This window comes from Granulicella paludicola (assembly GCF_025685545.1).
Classification (GTDB): domain Bacteria; phylum Acidobacteriota; class Terriglobia; order Terriglobales; family Acidobacteriaceae; genus Granulicella; species Granulicella paludicola.
On the sequence record NZ_JAGSYC010000023.1, the window covers coordinates 449,873 to 471,242 of the forward strand.

The window sequence follows — 21,370 nt, forward strand, 5'->3', positions numbered from 1 at the left end:
TCGTCACAGCTATTTTCGCGAAACATCTAAGCCTTCACGCCGTCCGCAGCCGCCATCACGTTGGTTTCAACGTCTGGCGCAGGGGACGTCGCCGCCAGCGTCTCCCAGCCCGGCAGGTCCTGCGAACCTACGATCAGCCGTACACCGTCCTGCAGCTTGATGTATGTAAACGCCCAGCTGCGAAACACCGATAGGCGATTGCGGAAGCCAATCAGGAAGTAGATGTGGACGAACATCCACATCATCCATGCAATGAACCCCGACAGATTCGCCTTGAACGGCCACGACACGCGAGCAATTGCAGCCTTACGCCCAATCGTCGCCATATCGCCTTTATCGAAGTAGCGGAACGGCTTCATCCGCGCCGCTTTGTCCGAATCTTCCACTAGCAGCCCGATACGCCGTCCCGCATAATCACCCATCTGCATCGCGGGCTGGGCCACTCCCGGAACCTGCTTGCCGTCCTGCTCAAAGTGCGCAAGATCTCCGCATACAAACACCTCGGGAAGGTTCTTTGGATTCAAGTGGTCGTTGACGATCACGCAACCGCGACGATCCAGTTCGACACCTTGCGTCTGCGCCAGCAGCTTGCCCAGCGGAGAAGCCTGCACACCCGCCGCCCACAACGTGCAGCAGCTCTCGATGCGCTCCTCCCCAACCATGACATAACCCGGTTGAACATCCGTCACATGCGCGCCCGTGCGCACCTTCACCCGCAGATCATTCAGCTGCCGCACCGCACTCTCGCGCAGATCCTGCGGATACGCGGCCAGCACATTCGGCGAGCCCTCGAGAATCAGCACCTCCGCCGTCTTTGTATCGATGTGCCGGAAATCCCTCGTCATATAAAGCCGCGCAATATCCGAAATCGCGCCAGCCAGCTCGACGCCCGTAGGTCCGCCGCCAATCACCACAAACTGCAGCGGTGGATGCGACCCTGTCTCCAGCATCTGCCGTTCCGCCAGCTCGAACGCCAGCAGCACGCGCCGGCGAATCTCCGTCGCATCTTCAATCGTCTTCAGGCCGGGAGCAATCTTTGCCCACTCCGGTTTGCCAAAGTAACTGTGCGTCGATCCTGTAGCTAGAATCAGGTAGTCGTACACCATCTCCACGCCGCTCTTCAATTGCACACGGCGCGTCGTCGTATCGATGCCCAGTACCTCGTCCATCACCACTTCGGTATTCGTGTAGTTCCGCACCACACTGCGAATCGGCTGCGCGATATCGCCGGGAGAGAGCACAGCAAGCGCTACCTGGTACAGCAGCGGCTGGAACGTGTGGTGGTTCTTGCGGTCCAGCAGCGTGACATCCACCTCAAGTTTGCCGAGTCGCTTCGCCGCGCCAAGCCCCGCAAACCCCGCACCGATGATGATCACCCGCGGCCGTGGCCGCTTCCCGCTAAGTCGTTCTGCAATCGCTGAGGCCATCGTTCTCCCTGCTCCTCTGGGATTCTCTCCCACTCCATAAACTGTCTCATGTATCTAGATGCGCCCCGATCTCCCGCGGACTGCGAAACACTTCTTAGAAAAATGCTCGTTGCTGCATTACGATGCATCTCAAGTGATTATGACGACACCATCCATCGGCACGACCAAAAAACTCGGTAACTCGGATATGCAACTCACCTCCATCGGCTTCGGCGCCTGGGCCATTGGCGGCGGCGACTGGCAGTACGCCTGGGGACCGCAGGAAGACTCTGACTCCATCGCAGCCATCCACCGCTCGCTCGATGCAGGCATCAACTGGATCGACACCGCCGCGGTCTACGGCCTCGGACACTCGGAAGAAGTCGTCGGCAAAGCGTTGAAGTCTTCCAGCCACAAGCCCTACGTCTTCACCAAGTCCTCCATGACCTGGGGCGAAGATCGCCAGATCGTCCAGACCATGAAGAAGATTCGCGAAGAGGTCGAGCAGAGCCTCCGCCGCCTCCAGGTCGAAACCATCGACCTCTACCAGATCCACTGGCCCGTCCCTGACGACGAAGTCGAAGAGGGCTGGACCACCATGGCAGACCTGCAGCGCGAAGGCAAGGTCCGCTGGATCGGCGTCTCCAACTTCAGCGTGTCGCAGATGGAACGCGCTCTGAAGATCGCACCGATCACCTCGCTGCAACCGCCGTACTCCATGATCAACCGTTCGATTGAACCGGAGATCCTGCCCTTCTGCGCGAAGCACGGCATCGGCGTCATCAACTATTCGCCTATGCAGTCCGGCCTGCTCACCGGAGCCATGACCGCAGAGCGCATCGCGAAGATGCCCGCTGACGACTTCCGCCGCAACACCAAGCAGTTCAAGGAGCCGCTGCTCTCGCGCAACCTGGAGCTGGTCGAGCTCCTGCGCACCATCGGCAAGCGCCACAACGTCGAGCCCGGTGTCGTCGCCATCGCATGGACGCTGCATCAGCCCGCCATCACCGCAGCCATCGTCGGCGGTCGCAACGCCAAGCAGGTCGAAGGCGTTCTGCCCGCACTGACCTTCCGCTTGAGCGACGCTGAATACGCAGAGGTCGGCGATTTCCTCACCGCTAAACCCTAACCGCACCACGAGCCAGGTCGGCGCATGGCTTCGCAATAGGTGCCATGCGCCACCAACCTCCGCAACAGCACGTTTCGTCAGATGGCACTAGCGTACAAGCAACACGATTAGAACGACGCCCGCAACGATCATCCACGGTCGAACTCGTTGCAGAAACAGCAATACGAATGCCGCCAGAGTGATAACGCCATCGGCGACCGAGTGGACGGTAGTCCTGATAAGCGGATCTACCAGAGCAGCCGCAAGAATCCCCACCACCCCCGCGCCCACTCCCAGCAAGGCTCCGCGCAAGCGAACGTTGCCGCGCACCTTGCTCCAGAACGGAATCACTGCGGTCATTGCAAGTAGACCCGGAAGAAATAGCGCAATCAGGCTCGCCAGCGCATACAGCACCCGAAGCACGCCTCCTGCTTGCCCCGCGCCTGTCACTGCTCCCAAATACGCCGCAAACGTGAACAAGGGCCCGGGCACCGCCTGGGCAGCTCCATATCCGGCAAGAAACGCCTGTTGCGAGACCCAGCCACGCGCCACAAGGGAGCTCTCCAGCAAAGGCAGCACAACATGCCCTCCTCCAAACACGAGGGCTCCGCTGCGATAAAACGCAGCAACTATCGCCAGTGGAAAGTACGAGGACGTTGCCAGCACGAAGCTGGCTATCAGCAGGATAAAAAAGCTGATAGCCGCGCCAATTCCTATTCCCCGCGGAAACTCCAGCGCAAAATCGTCTGTCGCTCCCGAAGACCGATTCTGAAAGAGGAGCATTCCCAAAACAGCGGTAATGACAATCACGACTAGACTCGCCACTGGCCATGGCACGAAGAGCACGAAAGCAGTGCTCGCCAGCGCCATCGAGACACGCGTGATACCCGACGCAAGCGTTCGTTGCATCTGCACCACGGCCTGCGCCACAACAGCCACGGCGACCAGTTGCAGTCCGTGAAACACAAGCAGCGCCTTCGGCCCATCCCAGAGCTCGTGTCCAAAAGCGAATGCAATCATCAAGACAGCCGACGGCAGCGTGAAGCCCAGCCACGCTGCTATCCCGCCTGCCCAGCCTGCCTGTAACAACCCGATCCCGAATCCTACTTGGCTGCTGCTCGGCCCCGGTAAGGAATGCGCGATTGCCAACAGCTCCCCATACTGGCCTTCACTGCACCATCTCCTGCGCTCCACAAACTCCCGCCGAAAATAGCCGATGTGCGCAACCGGCCCGCCAAAAGAAGTACAGCCCAGGCGCAAAAAGACAATGAACACTTTCCATAGGGATAGGTTCCGACGAGTTTCCATCTCTTTCACAGGGGTCACGGAATCACTATAGCGAAGCCATAGAAACCCTCGACTGAGGAAGTACAAAGTGAAAGAAAAACTTCTCGAAATCATCCTTGATGCAAAGAGCTGGTCGCCGTGCGCATCACACACCCTATGTCCACCACCTACGACGCGATCATCATCGGTACCGGAGCAGGCGGTGGCACCCTTGCCCGCCACCTCGCTCTCGCAGGTAAACAGATTCTCATCCTTGAGCGCGGCTCCTTTCTCCCGCAGGAGAAGTTGAACTGGTCGACCTCTGCCGTCTTCCTCGACAACCGCTATCACACCAAAGAAACGTGGCAGGACAAGGATGGCAAGCCTCTGCACCCACAGCAGGCCTACTACGTCGGCGGCCAGACCAAGGTCTACGGCGCAGCCATGTTCCGCATGCGCGCGGAGGACTTCGGCGTCATCCAGCACAAGGGCGGCATCTCCCCCGCGTGGCCCATCTCCTACGCTGACCTCGAACCCTACTACACCCAGGCGGAAGAGCTCTTCCATGTCCACGGTGACCTCGGCACCGCTCCCTCCGTGCCCGGCGGTCACGGCTCCTCCTTCGATCCCACCGAGCCCTTCCATTCAAAGCCCTACCCCTTCGCGGCCTTCGAGAACGAGCCGCGCATGCAGAGCATCGAAGATGCCGTACGCAAGCTCGGCGTCAACACCTTTCCCATTCCGCTCGGCTTAAAGCGCGATGCAGCGAATCCCGTTGCCAGTAAGTGCGCTCGTTGTGACACCTGCGACGGCTACCCCTGTCTGCTCCACGCGAAATCCGACTCCGACATCAACTGCATTCGCGAGATCATGTCGCTGCCCAACGTCACACTCATGACAAGCACCCGCGTGCTGCGCCTGCTAACCAATGCAACCGGCACCGCCGTCACTGAGGTCGAAGTTCTCCACGCAGATTCGAACGCAACGGCTCGCTACTCCGCAGGCATCTTCGCTCTCTGCGCTGGCGCCGTCAACTCCGCCGTCGTCCTCCTGCAATCCGCCAACGATAAGCACCCACGCGGCCTCGCCAACAACTCCTCCGATCAGGTCGGCCGCAACTTCATGTATCACCAGGCCGACGCTCTGCTCGCCATCAGCACCAACACCAATACCGACAGCTACACCAAAACCTGGGGCACCAACGACTTTTATCTCAAGGACACCGATCCCGCTTATCCCTTCCCTCTTGGCCAGGTGCAGCCTGTTGGCTCCTTTCATCACGAGATGATGAAGGGCGACGCCCCGCCTCTCACACCCGGCTTTGTGCTCGACGCCATGAAGCACCGCGCCGTGCCATGGTGGCTTACCACCGAAGACCTTCCGGACCCCGAAAACCGCGTGACGCTGACGAACGCCACCCCCGGCGAAGCCATCCCCTCCGACATCTCGCAGCAGCCCGGCGTTTCCGGCGCCCACGGCGCAAGCGATACGGGCATCTTCAACAGCAGCACAGCCGTAGCGATCGCCCCACCCGCACGCATCAAGCTCTCGTACACGCCAAACAACGTCGAAAGCTTCCTGCGTCTGAAAGATCGCTGGGTCTCTGTCCTCAAAGAAGCCGGCCACGCGGACATGCACATGCCGATGACCGCCTACTTCAAAAAGCGCATCCCTCTCGAAGGTGTCGGCCACCAAAACGGCACCTGCCGCATGGGCCACGACCCCGCCACCAGCGTTCTCGACGCCCACTGCAAGGCCCATGACCTCGACAATCTCTACGTCGTCGACGCCTCCATCTTTCCTTCAGCCTCTGCAGTGAATCCATCGTTAACGATCATCGCCAACGCTATCCGCGTTGGCGATCACCTTCTTGCAGAACGTCTCAAATAGCCTGGACATCATTGATGCACAGTCCGCCTTGAAGAGTACGGGCTTCAGCCTGTACCTAAGAAACTATTAGAACTATGGGCTTCAGCCCCGGAGGGGGCAGAGGCTTTTACCCCACTGGACTTCGACCGCTTGCTATAGCGTCAAAATCCGTGGCCCGTCCTTCGTGATGGCCACGGTGTGCTCGAAGTGAGCGCTGACACTGCCGTCAGTCGTGATCGCCGTCCAGCCATCCTTCAGCACCTTCACCTCGGCCGTACCGAGATTGATCATCGGCTCGATCGCCAGCACCATCCCGGCCTTTAGGCGAGGGCCCTTGCCCGGCACACCGAAGTTCGGCACCTGCGGATCTTCATGCATGGCCTTACCAATACCGTGGCCGACAAAGTCGCGCACCACGCCGAAACCCTCAGCCTCACACACCTGCTGCACCGCATAGGAAATATCAAACAGCCGTCCACCCACGACAGCCTTGTCTATGCCCGCATACAGCGAAGCTTCAGTCACCTTTAGCAGCTTCTCCACCGCAGGCGAAATCTTGCCCACTGGATACGTCACCGCACAGTCCGAGTAGTAGCCATCGATGATCACGCCGCAATCCACCGAAACCACATCGCCCTCTTTCAGGATGCGCTTATCAGTAGGGATGCCATGCACCACCTCTTCGTTGATCGAAGTGCACAGCACCGCCGGATAGCCGTGATAACCCTTGAACGCAGCCTTCGCGCCGAGCTCTTCCACCTTCGCTTCCGCAGCCCGCTCGAGGTCCATCGTGGTCGCGCCAATGCGTACAGCCGCCTTCACCGCATCGTGAACTTTGCGCAGAGCGATGCCGGAGGTCCGCATCTTCTCAATCTCGGCGCTGGTCTTAATCTGAATCGACATATAGAAAAATAACCAAACAGGGTTTAGATAACTTCGAGACTACTCGAGATTCAACCTACGCTTCGGGATGATGACGCAGCTTCAGCAGCGTCGCCCGAATGTCCTTGGTCACAAGATCGATCTCCTGATCGCCATTGACCTCTGCAAACCGATTGCCATGCGTGCGGTAGTACTCGATCACAGCCGACGTCTTCTGCTCGAACGCCTTCATACGCTCATGAAAGACCTCTTCCGTATCGTCGGACCGCTGCTCAAGCTTCGAGCCATCCACATCGCACACACCCTCGACCTTCGGAGGATTCGTATAGATGTTGTAGATCCTGCCCGCAGGCGAAATGCGCCGCCCCGTGATGCGCTGCTTCAGCACCTCGATCGGCACAACTATGTTCACGGCCACCACCGGCAGTAGATACGCCACCAGTTGGCTGTCGAGCCATTCCGCCTGGATTAGCGTGCGAGGAAATCCGTCGAGGATGTACCCATGCTGCGTATCCGGCTCCTTCAGGCGGCCCGCCACCATCTGGTTCACCAGGTCGTCAGGCACGAACAGCCCCTTCGACATCAGCTCTTCCGCCATCATGCCGAGCGGTGTGTGGTTCTTGCGGTTCTCGCGCAGCAGATCGCCCGTGGAGATCTGCGGAATCCCGAATTCGTCCACAAGGTGCTTCGCCTGCGTGCCCTTACCCACACCGGGCGCACCAAGCAGCAGCACTGGGCCGGGGAGAAAATCGCTTGCGTTGGGAAGTGGTTTGCTCATAATCTCATCATCCATCGTTCATTGAAAACGGCATGGCCGGAACTAGCACCATGCCGCTTTACTGTCTTCACTACTTGCTCACTGTCTGTTCTTTACCAGCTGCGACGGCCCTTGATGCGGCCCGACTTCGGCGTAAAGCCGTCGTAGTGACGCATGATCAGCTGCGCTTCAACCTGCTGTACAGTATCCATCGCCACGCCCACCACGATCAGCAGCGACGTGCCGCCGAAGTAGAACGTGAAGCCCAGACCGTTGGTCACCCAGGAAGGCATGCGATCGAAGAACGAGCCGATCAGCGGCAAGTGGTTCAAGTGGATACCGCTCGTGATGAGCTGGGGGATCAGCGAAATGATGATCAGGTACAGCGCGCCAACCAGCGTGATACGCGTTAACACGTCGTTGATGAAGTCCGACGTGCGCTTACCAGGACGGATGCCCGGGATAAAGCTGCCGTACTTGCGCATGTTGTCCGCGATGTCGTCGGGACGGAAGATGATCGAGATGTAGAAGTACGCGAAGAAGATGATCGCGGCCATGTACAGCAGCTCATAGCCAGGCTCCGCCGGAGCCAAATTGCGGAAGATCGGCTCGAGGTACTTGTTGTCGCGCAGCGGCTGACCGAACAGCGTCAATTGCTGCAGCAGCATCGGTGCCGAAAGGATGGACGCAGCGAAGATGACCGGCATCACGCCACCGGAGTTCACCTTCAGCGGCAGGAACGAGCTGGAACCTTCGACTGCGCGGCGTCCAACCATGCGCTTTGCCGATTGAATCGGGATGCGGCGCTCCGAGCGCTCCACGTAAACGATGAACGCAACGACTGCCACCATCAATGCCAGCAGCACGATGATCACGATCGGCGTCAGTCCGCCCCACGCGCCGCTCTGCATCTTCTGGTACAGCTGAGCAATACCGCTGGGGATACCGACCACGATGCCGGTGAAGATCAAGAGGCTCATGCCGTTGCCAACACCGCGCTCGGTGATCTGCTCACCCAGCCACATGATGAAAGCTGTACCGCAGGTCAGCGTGATGACGCACAGCGGGATAAACGACCACTTGTTCATGGTCGTAACTTGCTGGCTCGTCAGTGTGAGGCCGATGAAGAAGCTCTGGATGATCGCAAGCAGAACCGTAACATAGCGCGTCCACTGCGTGATCTTGCGGCGGCCAAGCTCGCCTTCCTTCTGCAGCTTTGCCAACGGCTCGTAGATCACCGTCAGCAGCTGGAAGATGATCGACGCCGTGATGTACGGCATGATACCCAGCGCGAACACCGTAAACTTGCGCAGGTTGCCGCCGTTGAACAGGTCGAGCAAGCCAAGTGCGGAGCCAGCAGCGCCGCTGAACAGTTCTGCGAGCCTTGCGGCGTCGATGCCCGGCGTCGGAATGTGTGCGCCAAGGCGATAGACCGCGAGCAGACCGAGCGTAAAGCCGATCCGGGTGCGCAGGTCCTTAATGCGGAAGATGTTGAGGAATTTCTCGAGCATCGATGTGTCAGGCCTTCAATAGGAGAGGTCGCGTCTGCGACGGCTCTGTTGGTGTGTTTCGAGTAATTCTACTCGTCCGAGCCGTTATCTGCACGTAAGAGAGATCAGGCCGAGGCATCGCCCCGGCCTGTGATTCGTTACGCTGCGGGTGTTGCTTCGGCGCCGATGAGGATGGCCTTGCCGCCTGCATCCTCAATGGCCTTCTGTGCAGCCTTCGAGAACTTGTGCGCGTGAACCGTAACCGCGGTCTTCAGCTCGCCGTTCGCGAGAACCTTGACCAGCCCGTTGCGCTTCTTCACAACGCCCTTCGCCTTCAGCACGTCGAGCGTCAGCTCCGACTCGCCGCCTGTGGAGACCAGCTCAGCGATCGTGTCCAGGCCAAGCACGGCGTACTCCACGCGGAAGATGTTCGTAAAGCCGCGCTTCGGCATACGGCGGTGAAGGGGCATCTGGCCGCCTTCGAAACCGCGCATCAGGCTGGAGCCCGAACGCGAGCCCTGGCCCTTGTGACCACGGGTCGAGGTCTTACCCATACCCGAGCCCATACCGCGGCCTACGCGCTTCTTGTTCTCATTCGCCTTCTTCGGCGCCTTCAGATTGCTTAGATTAAGTGCCATGATTTCCTCGCTAACGCCGACGTCATCGTCGACTCGCATGTTGCGGAGTTGTCAGTTCTCCGTTCCAAGTCCTCAGCATCCTTTCATCCTCACTGACAACTGAGAACGGACATCTGAGAACGTCTTATTACTCTACGACGCGAACGAGGTGCGGAACCTTCGCAACCATGCCACGGATCGACGGAGTGTCTTCGCGCTCAACGATCTGATTCATGCGCGTGAAGCCCAGGCCCTTGATAACGAGCTTGTGCTTGACGGGCGTGCAAATCATGGAGCGGAAGTACTGCAGCTTCATCTTCTTTTCGCTTGCCATTGTGTTCTTCTCCAAAACTTTGGTTGGTTCAGGGAAAGACGATTACCTGTTCCCTGATCCCTATTCCCTAATCGATGCCTCTTACAGCTCGTCGACCGACTTGCCACGAAGAGCAGCAACCTCGGCACGATCGCGCAGCTGCGAGAGCGCATCGAACGTCGCCTTGATCACGTTGTGCGGATTCGCAGAGCCGAGGCTCTTGGTCAGCACATTCGGTACACCGACAGCGGTCATCACGGCGCGAACCGTCTTACCCGCAATCACACCGGTACCTTCAGGTGCCGGCTTCAGCAGAACTTCACCAGCGCCGAAGTGACCCAGCACCACGTGAGGAATCGTGTAGTCGGTCAGGTTGACCTTCAGCAGATTCTTCTTTGCCGCTTCGATCGCCTTACGGATCGCCTGTGGCACTTCCTTCGCCTTACCGGAGCCGTAACCAACCACGCCTTCCGCCGGATCGCCAACGATGACGAGTGCCGCGAATGACATGTTCTTACCGCCCTTGACGACCTTCGTTACGCGGTTGATGCTTACAACCTCATCCTTGAGGTTCAGGCGGTTCGCGTCGATCTTCTTCTTCATAGCCATTGTGTTTCCTCTTTATTTTCTCCCCGGCACACCGGTCCGGAGGCGTGGTAGTCATGCCACCACTTTTTGTCATTCCCGGAGGGAATCTGCTGCTGTACTTAGAACTCGAGGCCAGCTTCGCGAGCTGCATCGGCCAGAGCCTTGATGCGGCCGTGATACAGGTAGCCACCACGATCGAATACGACCTTGGTCACTCCCTTTTCCTTGCCACGCTCGGCAATCAGCTTACCGACAGCCTTGGCTGCTTCAATGTTGCCGCCGACCTTCGCCTCGTTGCCCTTCTTGGCAACGGTCGAAGCCGAAGCGATCGTGACGCCGTTCGCATCGTCGATCAGCTGCGTGTAGATGTGGTTCAGTGAACGGTAAACGTTGAGGCGGGGACGCTCGGCCGAGCCGGAGATCTTGGCGCGGATGCGGTCGTGGACGCGCTGGCGGATGGCATTGCGCTTGGGAATCGTGATCATGATTTCTTTCCTTCCTAGTAGCGTCGCTGACCTTCAACGACGTTCGGTTCTGTGAGTGGAGGCAGGGAGCGGGAAAGGATGTACTTCCCTATTCCCTGCTCCCTATTCCCTGATGTTTACTTGGCGCCGGTCTTTCCGACCTTCTTCTTCAGCTTCTCGTCGGAGTAACGTACACCCTTGTTCTTGTACGGGTCCGGCTTACGCAGCGAGCGCATATCCGCAGCAACCTGGCCGACCTTCTGGCGGTCGATACCGGAGACCGTGACGTGCGTCTGCTTCGGGTCGATCTCGACCGTGATGCCGGTGGGCAGCGGGAACTCGATCGGGTGAGAGTAGCCGAGCGTGAACACAACCATGTCCTTGCCCTTCATCTCCACGCGGTAACCGATACCGACGACGTCCAGTTCCTTCTTCCAGCCATTCGTCACACCTTCAACTGCGTTGAAGACGAGAGCGCGGGCCAGACCATGCACAGCTGCGTGCTTGTCGTCCGGTCGCTCGATGGTGAGGACACCGTCCTTCTCGGACATCGTAATGCCGGCCGGGATCAGAGCGTCAACCTTGCCCTTGGGTCCTTCAACCGTAACGATGTTCGTGTGTACCGTGTACTTCACACCCTTGGGAATCGTGATGGGCTTCTTGCCAATACGTGACATTGTTCAATCCTTTGGTGGCTTGCGAGTCCCGAAGTCAACCTTCGTTCCACTGCAGCCTGTTGGGAGGGAGAGAGTTTTATTCCCAGCTCCCTGTTCCCTAATTCCTTTTGCTTACCAGACTTCGGCGAGAATCTCTCCGCCAACGCCTTCGCGGCGAGCCTGGCGACCGGTCATCACACCCTTGGGGGTGGTCATGATCGAGATGCCGAGTCCACCCTGCACGCGCTTGATCTCGTCCTTGCCGATGTACACACGGCAGCCGGGCTTCGAAATGCGCTTCAGGTCGCGGATCACAGCCTCGTTGTTCGGGCCGTACTTCAGATACACGCGCAGCAGCTTCTGGCTCTCTTCTTCCACGGGCTTGTAGTTCGCAATGTAGCCCTCTTCCTTCAGGATGCGGGCGATCTCAACCTTCAGCTTCGAGGTCGGGACGTCGAGCTTCTGGTGGTGAGCACGGTGTGCGTTGCGGATACGCGTCAGAAAGTCTGCAACTGGGTCTGTCAGATTCATCATTTTCCTTTCATCCCCCGTTCGCTCTCGCACAGGCGAGAGAACCAGCAGGAATGGCTGTGGTGCCGTGGCACCGGTGATCTTAGATACACGCGATCAACGAACGTCGCGTTGTTGCTGGTAAGCCGTGCTTACCAGCTGGACTTGACGACGCCCGGAATCTCGCCCTTGAGCGCAAGGCCGCGGAAGCACAGACGGCAGCAACCGAACTTGCGCAGGAACGCGCGAGGGCGGCCGCAGAGCTGGCAGCGGTTGTGCTGGCGGGACTTGAACTTCGGCTTCTTTGCGTCTTTGACGCGCTTTGCAGTGGTTGCCATATTGTTTTCCTAACCTCTAAACCTTGTCATCCTGAGCGGAGCGAAGGACCTGCTTTCACCCCTGTGTAAACTTACGCGCCCTGGCGGAACGGCATGCCGAAGTGCTTGAGCAGCGTGCGTGCGCCGTTGTCATCCAGAGCCGACGTCACGATGGTGACGTTCATGCCCTTGGTCTTGTCGACCTTCGCGTAGTCAATCTCCGGGAAGATCAGCTGGTCGCGCAGACCAAGCGTGTAGTTGCCGCGACCGTCGAAGCTCTTCGAGCTGACGCCACGGAAGTCACGCACACGGGGCAGGGCCACCGAAATCAGGCGATCGAGGAACTCGTACATCGTGTCGCCGCGCAGCGTAACCATCGCGCCGATGGGCATGCCCTCACGCAGCTTGAAGGCCGCGATGGACTTCTTCGCCTTGGTGATGACCGGCTTCTGGCCGGCAATCGCGCCGAGGTCGGCGAGCAGTGGGTCCATGATCTTCACGTTCTGCGTCGCTTCACCCAGACCCATGTTGATCACAATCTTCTCGAGCTTCGGCACTGCCATGATGTTCGCAAGACCGAGGTCTTTCTGAACGGCGGCCTTTATCTCGCTCGCGTACTTCTCTTTCAAACGTGCTGCCATGATGTTCTTCTCTCTTCTCCACGGTTCCGGAGTGAATACCGTTTCGTGGGGTGCTCAATTCGGAGTTGTCAGTTCTCCATTCTCAGCTCCCAGTCCCGATTCGCTCTCACTGACAACTGAGAACTCGAAACTGAGAACGTACTAGCTACTTCTTTTCCGACTTCGTCTCAGCGATCGTGCCGCCGTTCGAGCGAGCGATGCGGGTCTTGGTGTCACCCTCGACCTTGAAGCCAACGCGCGTCTTCTTCCCTTCGGAGTCCACTAACATCACGTTCGAGATGTGGATCGGAGCTTCCTGCTCAAGAATGCCGCCCTGGATGTTGCGCTGCGGGTCAGCCTTCTTGTGCTTCTTGATCATGCCCACACCCTCGACGAGAACGCGGTTCTTGTCGACGATGATGCGCAGAACGCGGCCCGTCTTGCCCTTGTCCTTACCGGCGATGACGATGACCTGGTCGTTACGCTTGATCTTTGCCATGATGCTCTTCCTTCCTCGGCGATCATGCTCACTTAGGAGCGCGGAGCCGGAATCCGCTAAGTTACGAGTGATAAGTGATAAGTGGCGAGTGGTAAGTGAAGGCTTTGCTTGCGACTCTTCACTTACCACCTACCACTCGCTTCTAGATAACTTCGGGAGCGAGCGACACGATCTTCAGAAACTTCTTGTCGCGCAGCTCGCGGGCAACGGGCCCAAAAACACGCGTGCCAACCGGCTCGTTCGCATCGTTGATCACAACAGCCGCGTTCTCGTCGAAGCGGATGTAGGTACCGTCCTTGCGGCGATACTCCTTGTGCGTGCGGACGATGACCGCCTTTACGACTTTGCCCTTCTTAACCGTTCCATCGGGCGAAGCTTCCTTGACCGCTGCGGTGACGATGTCACCCAGACCAGCCTTCTTGCCAAGGCCGCCACCGATCGGATTGATCACCTGGAGCTTGCGGGCGCCCGAGTTATCGGCGACGGCAAGCATGGTGCGCATTTGAACTGCCATGATGATTCTCCTTGCAGCTAACTTCTAAAACTCAAACATTGTCATCCTGACCTTTTGCATTGTCATCCTGACCTCGAGCGAAGCCGAGAGGGAAGGATCTGCATTTGGGACAGGCGAGGACCAAACTACTTGGCAGCGACCGGCTTCTCTTCAGCGAGAGCGGACAGCGACGAACGGCGGATGATCTCTTCGAGGTTCCAGCGCTTCAGCTTCGACAGCGGACGGGTCTCGCGGATGCGGACCATGTCACCCAGGCGGGCCGAGTTCTGCTCGTCGTGCGCGTAGAACTTCTTGTTCGACTTCAGCACGCGCTTGTACTTCGGGTGGGCCTTGCGCATCTCAATCTCAACCACGATCGTCTTGTCCATCTTTGTCGAAACGACCAGACCGACCTTCTCGGTGCGGCGCGATGCTGCCTGCTCTGCGGCGGGGGTGGTAACAGTGGTAGCCATAATTATTTCCCTGCCTTCGTGGTTGCGGGTGCGGTCGCGAGCTTGCGCTCCTTGGCGATGGTCTTGATGCGGGCGATGTCCAGCTTGAGGGTCTTGATCTTGCCGATGCCCTCCTGCTTGCCGAGGCTCTTGGCGAAACGAATGCGGAAGAGCTGTTCGCCAGCCTTCGCCTCTTCTGCCTTCAACTCCTCGTCGCTCAAACTACGGATCTTGTCGAGTTCCATGAGTAACTTCTTTCTTACCGCCTGAACGGCATTGCAATGTTTTTCTTACTTTCCATCAAGAAGCATCTTTGTCATTCCCGAAGGGAATCTGCTTCTCGTTTTTGTCATTCCGCAGCAAAGCGGAGGAATCTGCATTTGCTTCTTGCTTTGTCATTCTGAGCGGAGCGAAGAATCTGCTTCCCCGCTCCGCCACTAATCTTTACTTGGCAGCAACCGGAGCAACGAAGCCCGGACGCACAACAAACGTGGTCTTGAGACCAAGCTTGTGCGAAGCCAGACGCATCGCTTCCTTCGCGATCTCGACCGGAACGCCTTCCATCTCGAACAGGATCTTGCCGGGGCGAACAACAGCAACCCAGTGATCCGGAGCTCCCTTACCCTTACCCATACGGGTTTCGGCAGGCTTCTTCGTGATTGGCTTGTCCGGGAACAGGCGAAGCCAAACCTTGCCACCACGCTTGATGAAGCGGGTCATCGCGATACGTGACGCTTCGATCTGGCGGTCGGTGATGTAACCGCACTCCATGACCTTGAGGCCGTAATCGCCGAACGAGATGTCGGAACCGCGCCACGCCTTGCCGCACATGCGGCCGCGCTGCTGTTTGCGGTACTTAACTTTCTTGGGAAGAAGCATTGTTCAAATCCTTTTAGGTTATCCCCGGTACATCGAACACCGAGGGGTTTTGCCAGATCGCCCCATCAGGAGCTACCCGGAGATCAAGGCGCGTACGTGTGCCTGATCCAGCGAAGAGAACGCGCCAAAACGAATGACTGGGGCGACTCGTGAATACAGAATGTGACCCTTGGAGCTTGCCGCATTAGTCCGATAGAACGAGACCAGCGCTGAACGAAAGATGGCCTCAACATCCGGCACATCTAAAACTCGACCGAGGTCTCTGCCAGTCGCCTGACAGACTCAGGGCCAAACTCATCAAGTGTACCAAAAAGATGTGGATTTCTCCAGATCTTTTTGGACGAACTTGGAGCAGGAAACCGGAGCATTGCTACTCCCTGTTCCCTGCTCCCTATTTCCTGCTCTTAGAACGCACCCGAAGTGACGGTCTCAGCGGGCTTGCGCTTCTTCTGCTCGTAGATATCGCCACGGTACACCCAGGTCTTGACGCCGATGATGCCGTACGTCGTGTGCGCCTCGGAGAAGCCGTAGTCGATGTCCGCGCGCAGCGTGTGCAGCGGCAGGCGACCCTGCAGGTACCACTCGGAGCGAGCGATTTCATTGCCGTTCAGACGGCCCGAAACTCGGACCTTGATGCCCTTGCAACCGAAACGCAGAGCCGAATCCACGCTCTTACGCATCGCGCGACGGAACGAAACACGCTTCTCGAGCTGCAGAGCGATGTTCTCCGAAACGAGCTGAGCGTCGAGCTCCGGCTTGTTCACCTCGAGGATGTCGATGAACACCTCGCGGCTGGTGCGCTTCTGGATGTCGGCCTTGAGCTTGTCGATCTCGGCGCCCTTGCGGCCGATGATGATGCCCGGACGTGCTGTGCGGATGATCAAACGCAGCTTGTTACCAGGACGCTCGACCTCAACGGACGAAACACCGGCGGCCTTCAGCTTCTCGCGAAGCTCAGCCTTCAGCTTGACGTCTTCGATGAGGAGCTTGTCATAGCCGCGCTCTACGAACCAGCGCGACTTCCAGGGCTTGTTGACCCCTAGACGGAATCCATAAGGATGGACTTTCTGTCCCATAATTTCCTTCTTTTCTCACCATCTCCGGTTGAGCCGGGTGGTGGACTACACGGATTTTGTGGCCGGCCCAGTCGAAACCCGACCGGCTCACTCACCAATACTTCTTCAAAGTTGTCAGCTCAGAGTTGTCAGTGGCAGACATCGAAGTGCTTACCACTGAGAACGGAGAACTGAGAACTCACAACTACTTCGCGGCTGCAGCCTTCTTCGCAGGTGCCTTCTTGGCAGCGGCTTTCTTCGCCGGAGCCTTCTTGGCAGCCTTCTTCGCAGGCGACTTCTTCGCCACCGGCTCTGCTGCCACGGGGGCGTTCAGGGCCTCCATCTCAGCTGCAGACTTCTTCTCTGCCACCGTGATGATGATGTGCGCGATGCGACGCTGGTAACGGAACGCGCGACCCATGGGAGCAGGGCGGATGCGCTTCATGCGCGGGCCTTCATTGGCCACGGCAGTCTTCACGTAAAGGTTGTCGACGTCCACATCGAGCCCTTTTTCGCTCGAAAGGTAGACGGCGTTCTGGATGGCCGAGCGCAGGACCTTCTCCACAACCGGCGCGATGCGCTTGTTGGTGAAGGCTACGGTGTTGATGGCCGCTTCCACGCGCAGGCCCTTGATCAGGTCAAGCACCAGCTTGGCCTTCTGAGGGCTGGTCCGCTGGAATTTGGCCTCGGCGCGGAACTCAGGAATTTTGGGTTCGATCTTCTTATGCATTGCGATGTCCTTCAAAGCTCAAACGAAAAGCTCTTCGTAGCTATAAATTTGAAAAGCGGAAAAACCTTACGGTCTTTCTTTACTTGGCCTTCGCCGAATCGCCACCCTTAGCAGTGTGGCCCTTGAATGTGCGCGTTGCTGAGAACTCGCCCAGCTTGTGGCCGACCATGTTTTCCGTGCAGTACACCGGAATGAACTTGCGGCCGTTGTGCACGGCGATCGTGTGGCCGACCATGTCGGGATGGATCGTCGAGCGGCGCGACCAGGTGCGCAGCACCTTCTTGTCGTTTGCCGCATTCATCGCATCGATCTTGACCATAAGGTGGGCGTCGATGAACGGGCCCTTCTTCGTTGAGCGTGACATATCTTTGAAACTCCATGCGCGGCTCGCACCGCGGGTACTCGATACAACGAATCGCAGGAAGAGGGCTGCGACTTGGTTTTGTCCTTATGCCATCCGTCTCTCGACGAACGCTCTCCCGGACGCTGATTAAAGCAAAGTCAAGGAGTGGAGAGTATCTTCTACTCCTCACTCCTTACCCTCCGCTACTTACCTTTATTGCGACGCTGCACGATGAACACATCCGTGCGCTTGTTGTTACGCGTCTTGTATCCACGCGTCGGCTGACCCCACGGCGTCACTGGGTGACGTCCGCCTGAGGTCTTACCTTCACCACCACCGTGCGGGTGATCGACCGGGTTCATCGACACACCACGGTTGGCAGGACGGATGCCCTTCCAACGGTTGCGGCCGGCCTTACCGATCGTGACGTTCTCGTGGTCAGTGTTACCTACCTGGCCGATCGTCGCCATGCACTCTACGAGCACCTTGCGGGTCTCGCCGGAGGGCAGCTTCAGGAGAGCGTAGTCGCCTTCCTTCGCGATCAGGTTTACCTGTGCGCCAGCCGAGCGTGCCATCTGCGCGCCCTTACCAGGACGCAGCTCGATGTTGTGCACGATCGTACCGGTCGGGATGTTCTTCAGCGGCAGCGCATTGCCGACCAGGATGTCGGCCTCAGGGCCGCTCATGATCGACTGGCCAACCTTCAGGCCAACCGGCTGGATGATGTAACGCTTCTCGCCGTCAGCATAGTTGATCAGAGCGATGCGCGAGCTGCGGTTCGGATCGTACTCAATGGTCGCTACGGTGCCGGGGATGCCGAACTTCTCGCGCTTGAAGTCGATCAAACGAAGCTTCTGCTTGTGGCCGCCACCCTGGTGACGGATCACCAGCTTACCCATGTTGTTACGGCCGCCCGTGCGGGGCTTGACCGTCAAAAGGGGCTTGTACGGCTTGTCTGTCGTGATGTCGTCGTTCACCAGCTTCGTCTGGAAGCGGAGTGTCGGCGTAATCGGTCGGAATGATTTGATTGGCATTGCTTAATCCTTTGCCGCGCTTGTACTTCAATTTCTTTGTCAGCGCGATACGTGGTGCTTGGTTTTCGGTTGTCAGTCTCAGTTATCAGAGCGCCGGAGCATCTACTGAGAACTGAGAACTGACAACGCACAACTAAATCTCTGCTGCGAAATCAGGAACCTTCTCACCGGCCTTCAGGCGCACATACGCCTTCTTCCAGTCAGGGAGGTAGCCGGAAAACTTGCCGCGGCGGCGTTCCTTACCCACAACGCTCGCGGTGCGGATCGATCCGACCTTCACGTTGAAGAGGTGCTCCACAGCCTGCTTGATCTCGGTCTTGCTTGCGTTGGCCGCAACCTCGAACACGAGCGAACCTTCTACCTCACGGGTGGTCAGGGCCTTCTCGGTAATCAGGGGGCGACGAATGACGTTATATACGGTAGGCATGTTATGCAGCCTCCTTCTCCGCATGCTTGCGCTTTGCGGTGTTCTTCTTCAGCGTCTCCTGCAGAGTCGCAAACGCAGCCTTCGAGAAGATCGCGTGCTCATAGCGGAGAAGATCGTACGGGTGAACCTCGGACGAGAGAACGAGCTCAACGCCGTCCAGGTTACGCGAACCCAGGTACAGCTTCTCGTTCAGCTCCTGCGACGTCTCCACCAGCAGAGCTGTCTTCTTCGCGTCCAGCGTGTTCAACGCCGTGCGGATCGCCTTGGTCTTGATCTCGGCAACCTCAAAGTTGTCGACGATGACCAACAGGCCGTCGTTGATCTTAGAAGCGATCGCCGAACGCAGAGCGCCCATCAGCTTCTTCTTCGGGAACTGGTACTCGTAGCTGCGCGGCTGAGGTCCGTGGACCGTACCGCCGCCACGCCAGAGAGGCGTACGGATCGAACCGACACGAGCACGGCCCGTGCCCTTCTGCTTCCAGAGCTTCTTACCCGCGCCGCTTACCGCCTTGCGGTTCTTGGTCGCTGCCGTACCCTGGCGAAGCGAAGCACGGTAGTGCTTCACCGCCTCCCAAAGCAGGGCCTCGTTGACCTCGGCTGCAAAGATCTCGTCCAGCTCGAAAGAGCCGACAGACTTGCCTGCCAGGTTCACTACATTGATGTTTGCCATCGTTACTTCGCTTTCCGTGCCTGTCATCGGTGCGACAGGCCCTAACGCTGTTAGGCTGCGGAACTCGCTCTGTTCTGCGCGCAGCTTGTTGCTCTAAATCTGGCGGACGACGTTTTGCGGCGAAGCCGCGTCCCGCCGTCCGCACAGGACTACTTCTTCTTAGCGGAAGCCTTCTTGGAAGCCTTGAGAGCATCCTTCGTGGCTGCACCGGCAAATCCACGACGCTCACGCGGCGGAGTCTTCGCCTTCGAAACCAGAACGTACCCATCACGAGCGCCCGGAACCGCACCCTCAACGAGGAGGAGGTTGTCCTCGGCGTCGATGCCGCGGATACGCAGGTTGCGCACCGTCACCTGGTTCGTTCCCATGTGACCCGGCATGCGCTGGCCCGGGAAAACACGCGACGGAAACGACGAGGCGCCGATCGAACCCTGCACCTGGAACATGTGACCGTGAGACTTGGGTCCGCCGCCGAAGCCGTGGCGACGAATGACGCCAGCGAAGCCGCGGCCCTTCGAGTTGCCAATGACATCAACGAAACGCGACTCGTTGAAGATCTCAACGGTGATGCGGTCGCCAGCTTTGGCAGCTTCCTGGCCTTCAGCAACGTACTCGAGTTCCACTTCGCGAATCTCGCGAACCGGAGGAACATCGGACTTTGCGAAGTGGCCGGTCATGGCCTTGTTTACCTTCGAAGCCTTCACGAACTCAACGAGACCGATCTGGGCAGCTTCATAGCCGTCCGTCTGCATCGTCTTGAGCTGCGTGATCACACACGGACCGACCTTCAGCACCGTTACGGGATGAACCAGACCCGCATCGTCGAATACCTGGGTCATGCCGATCTTCTTACCGAGAATTCCTACAACTGACATACTTCCCTTTCCTCATCATGCGAGCGTTGAGCGCCTGCACTGTAGGTAAAACAAATTCATTTTGCATTGTCATCCTGAGCGGAGCGAAGAACCTGCTTCACTCGAATCGGCGACAATCCGTTACTTGGTGACCGTCTTGATCTCGACGTCCACACCAGCCGGCAGATCGAGCTTCATCAGCGCGTCCACGGTCTGCTGCGTCGGCTCGAGAATGTCGATAAGGCGCTTGTGCGTGCGGATCTCAAAAGCCTCGCGCGACTTCTTGTCGACGTGGGGCGAGCGCAGCACGCAATACTTGTTCTTGATCGTCGGAAGTGGAATTGGTCCTGCGACCTGTGCTCCCGTACGCTTCGCGGTCTCAACGATCTCGCCGGTGGACGTATCGAGGACGCGGTAGTCATATGCCTTCAGGCGGATACGAATGCGCTGTTGCGCCATGGGTGTACTGCTTTCTGACCTTAAAGCAAAGATCGGTTAGGAGTGATGCACTGGCGATGAACATCTACACCGGCCAGGGCCCCTCTTTGTGTCGGGGAACGTGTATTGCTACGTGGGTTCCAGATTGCCCGCTTTTCAGCTTGAGCCTGTCGGGGATGCACCGCAAGGCGCACTCATCCCAACCGGACTAGATTATCAACCTGTGGAAGAAATTACAAGCTTTTCTGCTAGGGAAGTCAAAGAAAGCTGGTTCTCCTCGGCCATCGTCCCATTTCCGCAGCGCGTCCTTTCTTCGTCATTCTCGGTTGAGCCCTTTGTCATTCCCTAGCTCTCTCCCTTTTGTCATTCCGTAGCGCAGCGAAGGAATCTGCATTGGCTCTGCAGGACGCCCGTCTCTCCCAGTCGCTTGCCCTGCCGGGTGCCCCGTTCATGGCGACAGCATGACCCTCGGCATGAGCGCGGAACAGGCTGCCGAGCCTCACCCAAATTCCTGTCAAGCCCCTAAACCGGCGTGGCTACGAAATCCCCAACAACCACGCTGGTTTTCACGCAAGAGATATTTGCATGTTCACTACTTCCAACTCGCTATAATGGAAATAGAGAACAAAAAGC

The 21,370-nt window shown here is 58.2% G+C and carries 28 protein-coding genes; 2 read left to right on the plus strand and 26 right to left on the minus strand.

Features of this window, described 5'->3' with window-relative positions; genetic code table 11:
• Window positions 1-26: 26 nt before the first annotated feature.
• Window positions 27-1,427 (minus strand): NAD(P)/FAD-dependent oxidoreductase, encoded by a 1,401-nt coding sequence (locus OHL14_RS09250; RefSeq protein ID WP_263379046.1) that lies wholly within the window; start codon window positions 1,425-1,427, stop codon window positions 27-29.
• Between the two features lie 139 nt (window positions 1,428-1,566).
• Here OHL14_RS09250 and OHL14_RS09255 point away from each other — a divergent pair, with 139 nt between their 5' ends.
• Window positions 1,567-2,535: an aldo/keto reductase gene (locus OHL14_RS09255; RefSeq protein ID WP_263379047.1), complete on the plus strand. Its 969-nt coding sequence runs from the start codon at window positions 1,567-1,569 to the stop codon at window positions 2,533-2,535.
• An 87-nt stretch (window positions 2,536-2,622) separates the two neighbouring features.
• Here the strand turns inward: OHL14_RS09255 and chrA are convergent, their stop codons facing one another.
• Window positions 2,623-3,915 (minus strand): chromate efflux transporter, encoded by a 1,293-nt coding sequence (gene chrA, locus OHL14_RS09260; RefSeq protein ID WP_317890405.1) that lies wholly within the window; start codon window positions 3,913-3,915, stop codon window positions 2,623-2,625.
• Between the two features lie 24 nt (window positions 3,916-3,939).
• Between chrA and OHL14_RS09265 the strand changes: the two genes are divergently transcribed.
• On the plus strand, window positions 3,940-5,670 hold the full coding sequence (locus OHL14_RS09265) for a GMC oxidoreductase (RefSeq protein ID WP_263379049.1): 1,731 nt from the start codon (window positions 3,940-3,942) through the stop codon (window positions 5,668-5,670).
• 132 nt (window positions 5,671-5,802) lie between these two features.
• Here OHL14_RS09265 and map read toward each other — a convergent pair whose 3' ends face one another.
• From map to rpsJ, 24 genes are all read right to left on the minus strand, one after another.
• Window positions 5,803-6,552 carry a type I methionyl aminopeptidase gene (gene map, locus OHL14_RS09270; RefSeq protein ID WP_263379050.1) on the minus strand — a complete coding sequence of 250 codons (750 nt, stop codon included), beginning with the start codon at window positions 6,550-6,552 and terminating at the stop codon, window positions 5,803-5,805.
• Between the two features lie 55 nt (window positions 6,553-6,607).
• Entirely contained in the window at window positions 6,608-7,309 is a 702-nt protein-coding gene (locus OHL14_RS09275; RefSeq protein ID WP_263379051.1) for an adenylate kinase, read from the minus strand.
• 92 nt (window positions 7,310-7,401) lie between these two features.
• Window positions 7,402-8,799, minus strand: coding sequence for a preprotein translocase subunit SecY (secY, locus tag OHL14_RS09280; protein ID WP_263379052.1), 1,398 nt, complete (start codon window positions 8,797-8,799; stop codon window positions 7,402-7,404).
• A 137-nt stretch (window positions 8,800-8,936) separates the two neighbouring features.
• A complete protein-coding gene (gene rplO / locus OHL14_RS09285) occupies window positions 8,937-9,416 on the minus strand; it encodes a 50S ribosomal protein L15 (RefSeq protein WP_263379053.1) in 480 nt (159 codons plus the stop codon).
• Window positions 9,417-9,543: 127 nt separating this feature from the next.
• Window positions 9,544-9,729 carry a 50S ribosomal protein L30 gene (gene rpmD / locus OHL14_RS09290; RefSeq protein ID WP_396271175.1) on the minus strand — a complete coding sequence of 62 codons (186 nt, stop codon included), beginning with the start codon at window positions 9,727-9,729 and terminating at the stop codon, window positions 9,544-9,546.
• An 81-nt stretch (window positions 9,730-9,810) separates the two neighbouring features.
• On the minus strand, window positions 9,811-10,317 hold the full coding sequence (gene rpsE, locus OHL14_RS09295) for a 30S ribosomal protein S5 (RefSeq protein ID WP_317890406.1): 507 nt from the start codon (window positions 10,315-10,317) through the stop codon (window positions 9,811-9,813).
• Window positions 10,318-10,415: 98 nt separating this feature from the next.
• Window positions 10,416-10,781 (minus strand): 50S ribosomal protein L18, encoded by a 366-nt coding sequence (gene rplR, locus OHL14_RS09300; protein ID WP_263379054.1) that lies wholly within the window; start codon window positions 10,779-10,781, stop codon window positions 10,416-10,418.
• Window positions 10,782-10,897: 116 nt separating this feature from the next.
• The gene (gene rplF / locus OHL14_RS09305) at window positions 10,898-11,437 is read right to left on the minus strand and encodes a 50S ribosomal protein L6 (protein WP_263379055.1); all 540 of its coding nucleotides are present in this window, start codon (window positions 11,435-11,437) and stop codon (window positions 10,898-10,900) included.
• Between the two features lie 111 nt (window positions 11,438-11,548).
• Window positions 11,549-11,947: a 30S ribosomal protein S8 gene (gene rpsH, locus OHL14_RS09310; RefSeq protein WP_263379084.1), complete on the minus strand. Its 399-nt coding sequence runs from the start codon at window positions 11,945-11,947 to the stop codon at window positions 11,549-11,551.
• Between the two features lie 131 nt (window positions 11,948-12,078).
• Window positions 12,079-12,264 (minus strand): type Z 30S ribosomal protein S14, encoded by a 186-nt coding sequence (locus OHL14_RS09315; RefSeq protein WP_263379056.1) that lies wholly within the window; start codon window positions 12,262-12,264, stop codon window positions 12,079-12,081.
• Between the two features lie 71 nt (window positions 12,265-12,335).
• Entirely contained in the window at window positions 12,336-12,884 is a 549-nt protein-coding gene (gene rplE, locus OHL14_RS09320) for a 50S ribosomal protein L5 (protein WP_263379057.1), read from the minus strand.
• Window positions 12,885-13,029: 145 nt separating this feature from the next.
• On the minus strand, window positions 13,030-13,362 hold the full coding sequence (gene rplX / locus OHL14_RS09325; protein ID WP_263379058.1) for a 50S ribosomal protein L24: 333 nt from the start codon (window positions 13,360-13,362) through the stop codon (window positions 13,030-13,032).
• A 142-nt stretch (window positions 13,363-13,504) separates the two neighbouring features.
• Window positions 13,505-13,876, minus strand: coding sequence for a 50S ribosomal protein L14 (rplN, locus tag OHL14_RS09330; RefSeq protein WP_263379059.1), 372 nt, complete (start codon window positions 13,874-13,876; stop codon window positions 13,505-13,507).
• 125 nt (window positions 13,877-14,001) lie between these two features.
• Window positions 14,002-14,328: a 30S ribosomal protein S17 gene (gene rpsQ, locus OHL14_RS09335; RefSeq protein ID WP_263379060.1), complete on the minus strand. Its 327-nt coding sequence runs from the start codon at window positions 14,326-14,328 to the stop codon at window positions 14,002-14,004.
• Window positions 14,329-14,330: 2 nt separating this feature from the next.
• Window positions 14,331-14,552 carry a 50S ribosomal protein L29 gene (rpmC, locus tag OHL14_RS09340; RefSeq protein WP_263379061.1) on the minus strand — a complete coding sequence of 74 codons (222 nt, stop codon included), beginning with the start codon at window positions 14,550-14,552 and terminating at the stop codon, window positions 14,331-14,333.
• 199 nt (window positions 14,553-14,751) lie between these two features.
• Entirely contained in the window at window positions 14,752-15,186 is a 435-nt protein-coding gene (rplP, locus tag OHL14_RS09345; protein ID WP_263379062.1) for a 50S ribosomal protein L16, read from the minus strand.
• A 404-nt stretch (window positions 15,187-15,590) separates the two neighbouring features.
• On the minus strand, window positions 15,591-16,262 hold the full coding sequence (gene rpsC, locus OHL14_RS09350; RefSeq protein ID WP_263379063.1) for a 30S ribosomal protein S3: 672 nt from the start codon (window positions 16,260-16,262) through the stop codon (window positions 15,591-15,593).
• Window positions 16,263-16,446: 184 nt separating this feature from the next.
• The gene (rplV, locus tag OHL14_RS09355; protein ID WP_263379064.1) at window positions 16,447-16,971 is read right to left on the minus strand and encodes a 50S ribosomal protein L22; all 525 of its coding nucleotides are present in this window, start codon (window positions 16,969-16,971) and stop codon (window positions 16,447-16,449) included.
• A gap of 79 nt (window positions 16,972-17,050) precedes the next feature.
• Window positions 17,051-17,335, minus strand: a complete 285-nt coding sequence (gene rpsS, locus OHL14_RS09360; protein WP_263379065.1) for a 30S ribosomal protein S19 — start codon at window positions 17,333-17,335, stop codon at window positions 17,051-17,053.
• A gap of 182 nt (window positions 17,336-17,517) precedes the next feature.
• Complete coding sequence (rplB, locus tag OHL14_RS09365; RefSeq protein WP_263379066.1) at window positions 17,518-18,348, minus strand: 50S ribosomal protein L2; 831 nt, start codon at window positions 18,346-18,348, stop codon at window positions 17,518-17,520.
• Between the two features lie 133 nt (window positions 18,349-18,481).
• Window positions 18,482-18,775, minus strand: a complete 294-nt coding sequence (locus OHL14_RS09370) for a 50S ribosomal protein L23 (RefSeq protein ID WP_263379067.1) — start codon at window positions 18,773-18,775, stop codon at window positions 18,482-18,484.
• Between the two features lies 1 nt (window position 18,776).
• A complete protein-coding gene (gene rplD / locus OHL14_RS09375; RefSeq protein WP_263379068.1) occupies window positions 18,777-19,445 on the minus strand; it encodes a 50S ribosomal protein L4 in 669 nt (222 codons plus the stop codon).
• 149 nt (window positions 19,446-19,594) lie between these two features.
• Window positions 19,595-20,320 (minus strand): 50S ribosomal protein L3, encoded by a 726-nt coding sequence (gene rplC, locus OHL14_RS09380; protein WP_263379069.1) that lies wholly within the window; start codon window positions 20,318-20,320, stop codon window positions 19,595-19,597.
• 120 nt (window positions 20,321-20,440) lie between these two features.
• Window positions 20,441-20,758 carry a 30S ribosomal protein S10 gene (rpsJ, locus tag OHL14_RS09385; RefSeq protein ID WP_182275963.1) on the minus strand — a complete coding sequence of 106 codons (318 nt, stop codon included), beginning with the start codon at window positions 20,756-20,758 and terminating at the stop codon, window positions 20,441-20,443.
• Between the last annotated feature and the right edge of the window lie 612 nt (window positions 20,759-21,370).

What these genes read in the sequence shown, in the direction of transcription:
- rplD (WP_263379068.1), bottom strand. Translation starts at nt 19,445, where the DNA reads ATGGCAAACATCAATGTAGTGAACCTGGCAGGCAAGTCTGTCGGCTCT.
- rplP (WP_263379062.1), bottom strand. Translation starts at nt 15,186, where the DNA reads ATGCTTCTTCCCAAGAAAGTTAAGTACCGCAAACAGCAGCGCGGCCGC.
- OHL14_RS09275 (WP_263379051.1), bottom strand. Translation starts at nt 7,309, where the DNA reads ATGAGCAAACCACTTCCCAACGCAAGCGATTTTCTCCCCGGCCCAGTG.
- OHL14_RS09255 (WP_263379047.1), top strand. Translation starts at nt 1,567, where the DNA reads ATGACGACACCATCCATCGGCACGACCAAAAAACTCGGTAACTCGGAT.
- rplF (WP_263379055.1), bottom strand. Translation starts at nt 11,437, where the DNA reads ATGTCACGTATTGGCAAGAAGCCCATCACGATTCCCAAGGGTGTGAAG.
- rpmC (WP_263379061.1), bottom strand. Translation starts at nt 14,552, where the DNA reads ATGGAACTCGACAAGATCCGTAGTTTGAGCGACGAGGAGTTGAAGGCA.
- rplR (WP_263379054.1), bottom strand. Translation starts at nt 10,781, where the DNA reads ATGATCACGATTCCCAAGCGCAATGCCATCCGCCAGCGCGTCCACGAC.
- OHL14_RS09250 (WP_263379046.1), bottom strand. Translation starts at nt 1,427, where the DNA reads ATGGCCTCAGCGATTGCAGAACGACTTAGCGGGAAGCGGCCACGGCCG.
- rplX (WP_263379058.1), bottom strand. Translation starts at nt 13,362, where the DNA reads ATGGCAAAGATCAAGCGTAACGACCAGGTCATCGTCATCGCCGGTAAG.
- map (WP_263379050.1), bottom strand. Translation starts at nt 6,552, where the DNA reads ATGTCGATTCAGATTAAGACCAGCGCCGAGATTGAGAAGATGCGGACC.
- secY (WP_263379052.1), bottom strand. Translation starts at nt 8,799, where the DNA reads ATGCTCGAGAAATTCCTCAACATCTTCCGCATTAAGGACCTGCGCACC.
- rpsQ (WP_263379060.1), bottom strand. Translation starts at nt 14,328, where the DNA reads ATGGCTACCACTGTTACCACCCCCGCCGCAGAGCAGGCAGCATCGCGC.
- rpsH (WP_263379084.1), bottom strand. Translation starts at nt 11,947, where the DNA reads ATGAATCTGACAGACCCAGTTGCAGACTTTCTGACGCGTATCCGCAAC.
- rpmD (WP_396271175.1), bottom strand. Translation starts at nt 9,729, where the DNA reads ATGGCAAGCGAAAAGAAGATGAAGCTGCAGTACTTCCGCTCCATGATT.
- rpsJ (WP_182275963.1), bottom strand. Translation starts at nt 20,758, where the DNA reads ATGGCGCAACAGCGCATTCGTATCCGCCTGAAGGCATATGACTACCGC.
- rplE (WP_263379057.1), bottom strand. Translation starts at nt 12,884, where the DNA reads ATGGCAGCACGTTTGAAAGAGAAGTACGCGAGCGAGATAAAGGCCGCC.
- rpsC (WP_263379063.1), bottom strand. Translation starts at nt 16,262, where the DNA reads ATGGGACAGAAAGTCCATCCTTATGGATTCCGTCTAGGGGTCAACAAG.
- rpsE (WP_317890406.1), bottom strand. Translation starts at nt 10,317, where the DNA reads ATGGCTATGAAGAAGAAGATCGACGCGAACCGCCTGAACCTCAAGGAT.
- rplB (WP_263379066.1), bottom strand. Translation starts at nt 18,348, where the DNA reads ATGCCAATCAAATCATTCCGACCGATTACGCCGACACTCCGCTTCCAG.
- OHL14_RS09315 (WP_263379056.1), bottom strand. Translation starts at nt 12,264, where the DNA reads ATGGCAACCACTGCAAAGCGCGTCAAAGACGCAAAGAAGCCGAAGTTC.
- rplV (WP_263379064.1), bottom strand. Translation starts at nt 16,971, where the DNA reads ATGCATAAGAAGATCGAACCCAAAATTCCTGAGTTCCGCGCCGAGGCC.
- rplN (WP_263379059.1), bottom strand. Translation starts at nt 13,876, where the DNA reads ATGGCAGTTCAAATGCGCACCATGCTTGCCGTCGCCGATAACTCGGGC.
- OHL14_RS09370 (WP_263379067.1), bottom strand. Translation starts at nt 18,775, where the DNA reads ATGCCTACCGTATATAACGTCATTCGTCGCCCCCTGATTACCGAGAAG.
- rplC (WP_263379069.1), bottom strand. Translation starts at nt 20,320, where the DNA reads ATGTCAGTTGTAGGAATTCTCGGTAAGAAGATCGGCATGACCCAGGTA.
- rplO (WP_263379053.1), bottom strand. Translation starts at nt 9,416, where the DNA reads ATGGCACTTAATCTAAGCAATCTGAAGGCGCCGAAGAAGGCGAATGAG.
- chrA (WP_317890405.1), bottom strand. Translation starts at nt 3,915, where the DNA reads ATGATTTCGAGAAGTTTTTCTTTCACTTTGTACTTCCTCAGTCGAGGG.
- rpsS (WP_263379065.1), bottom strand. Translation starts at nt 17,335, where the DNA reads ATGTCACGCTCAACGAAGAAGGGCCCGTTCATCGACGCCCACCTTATG.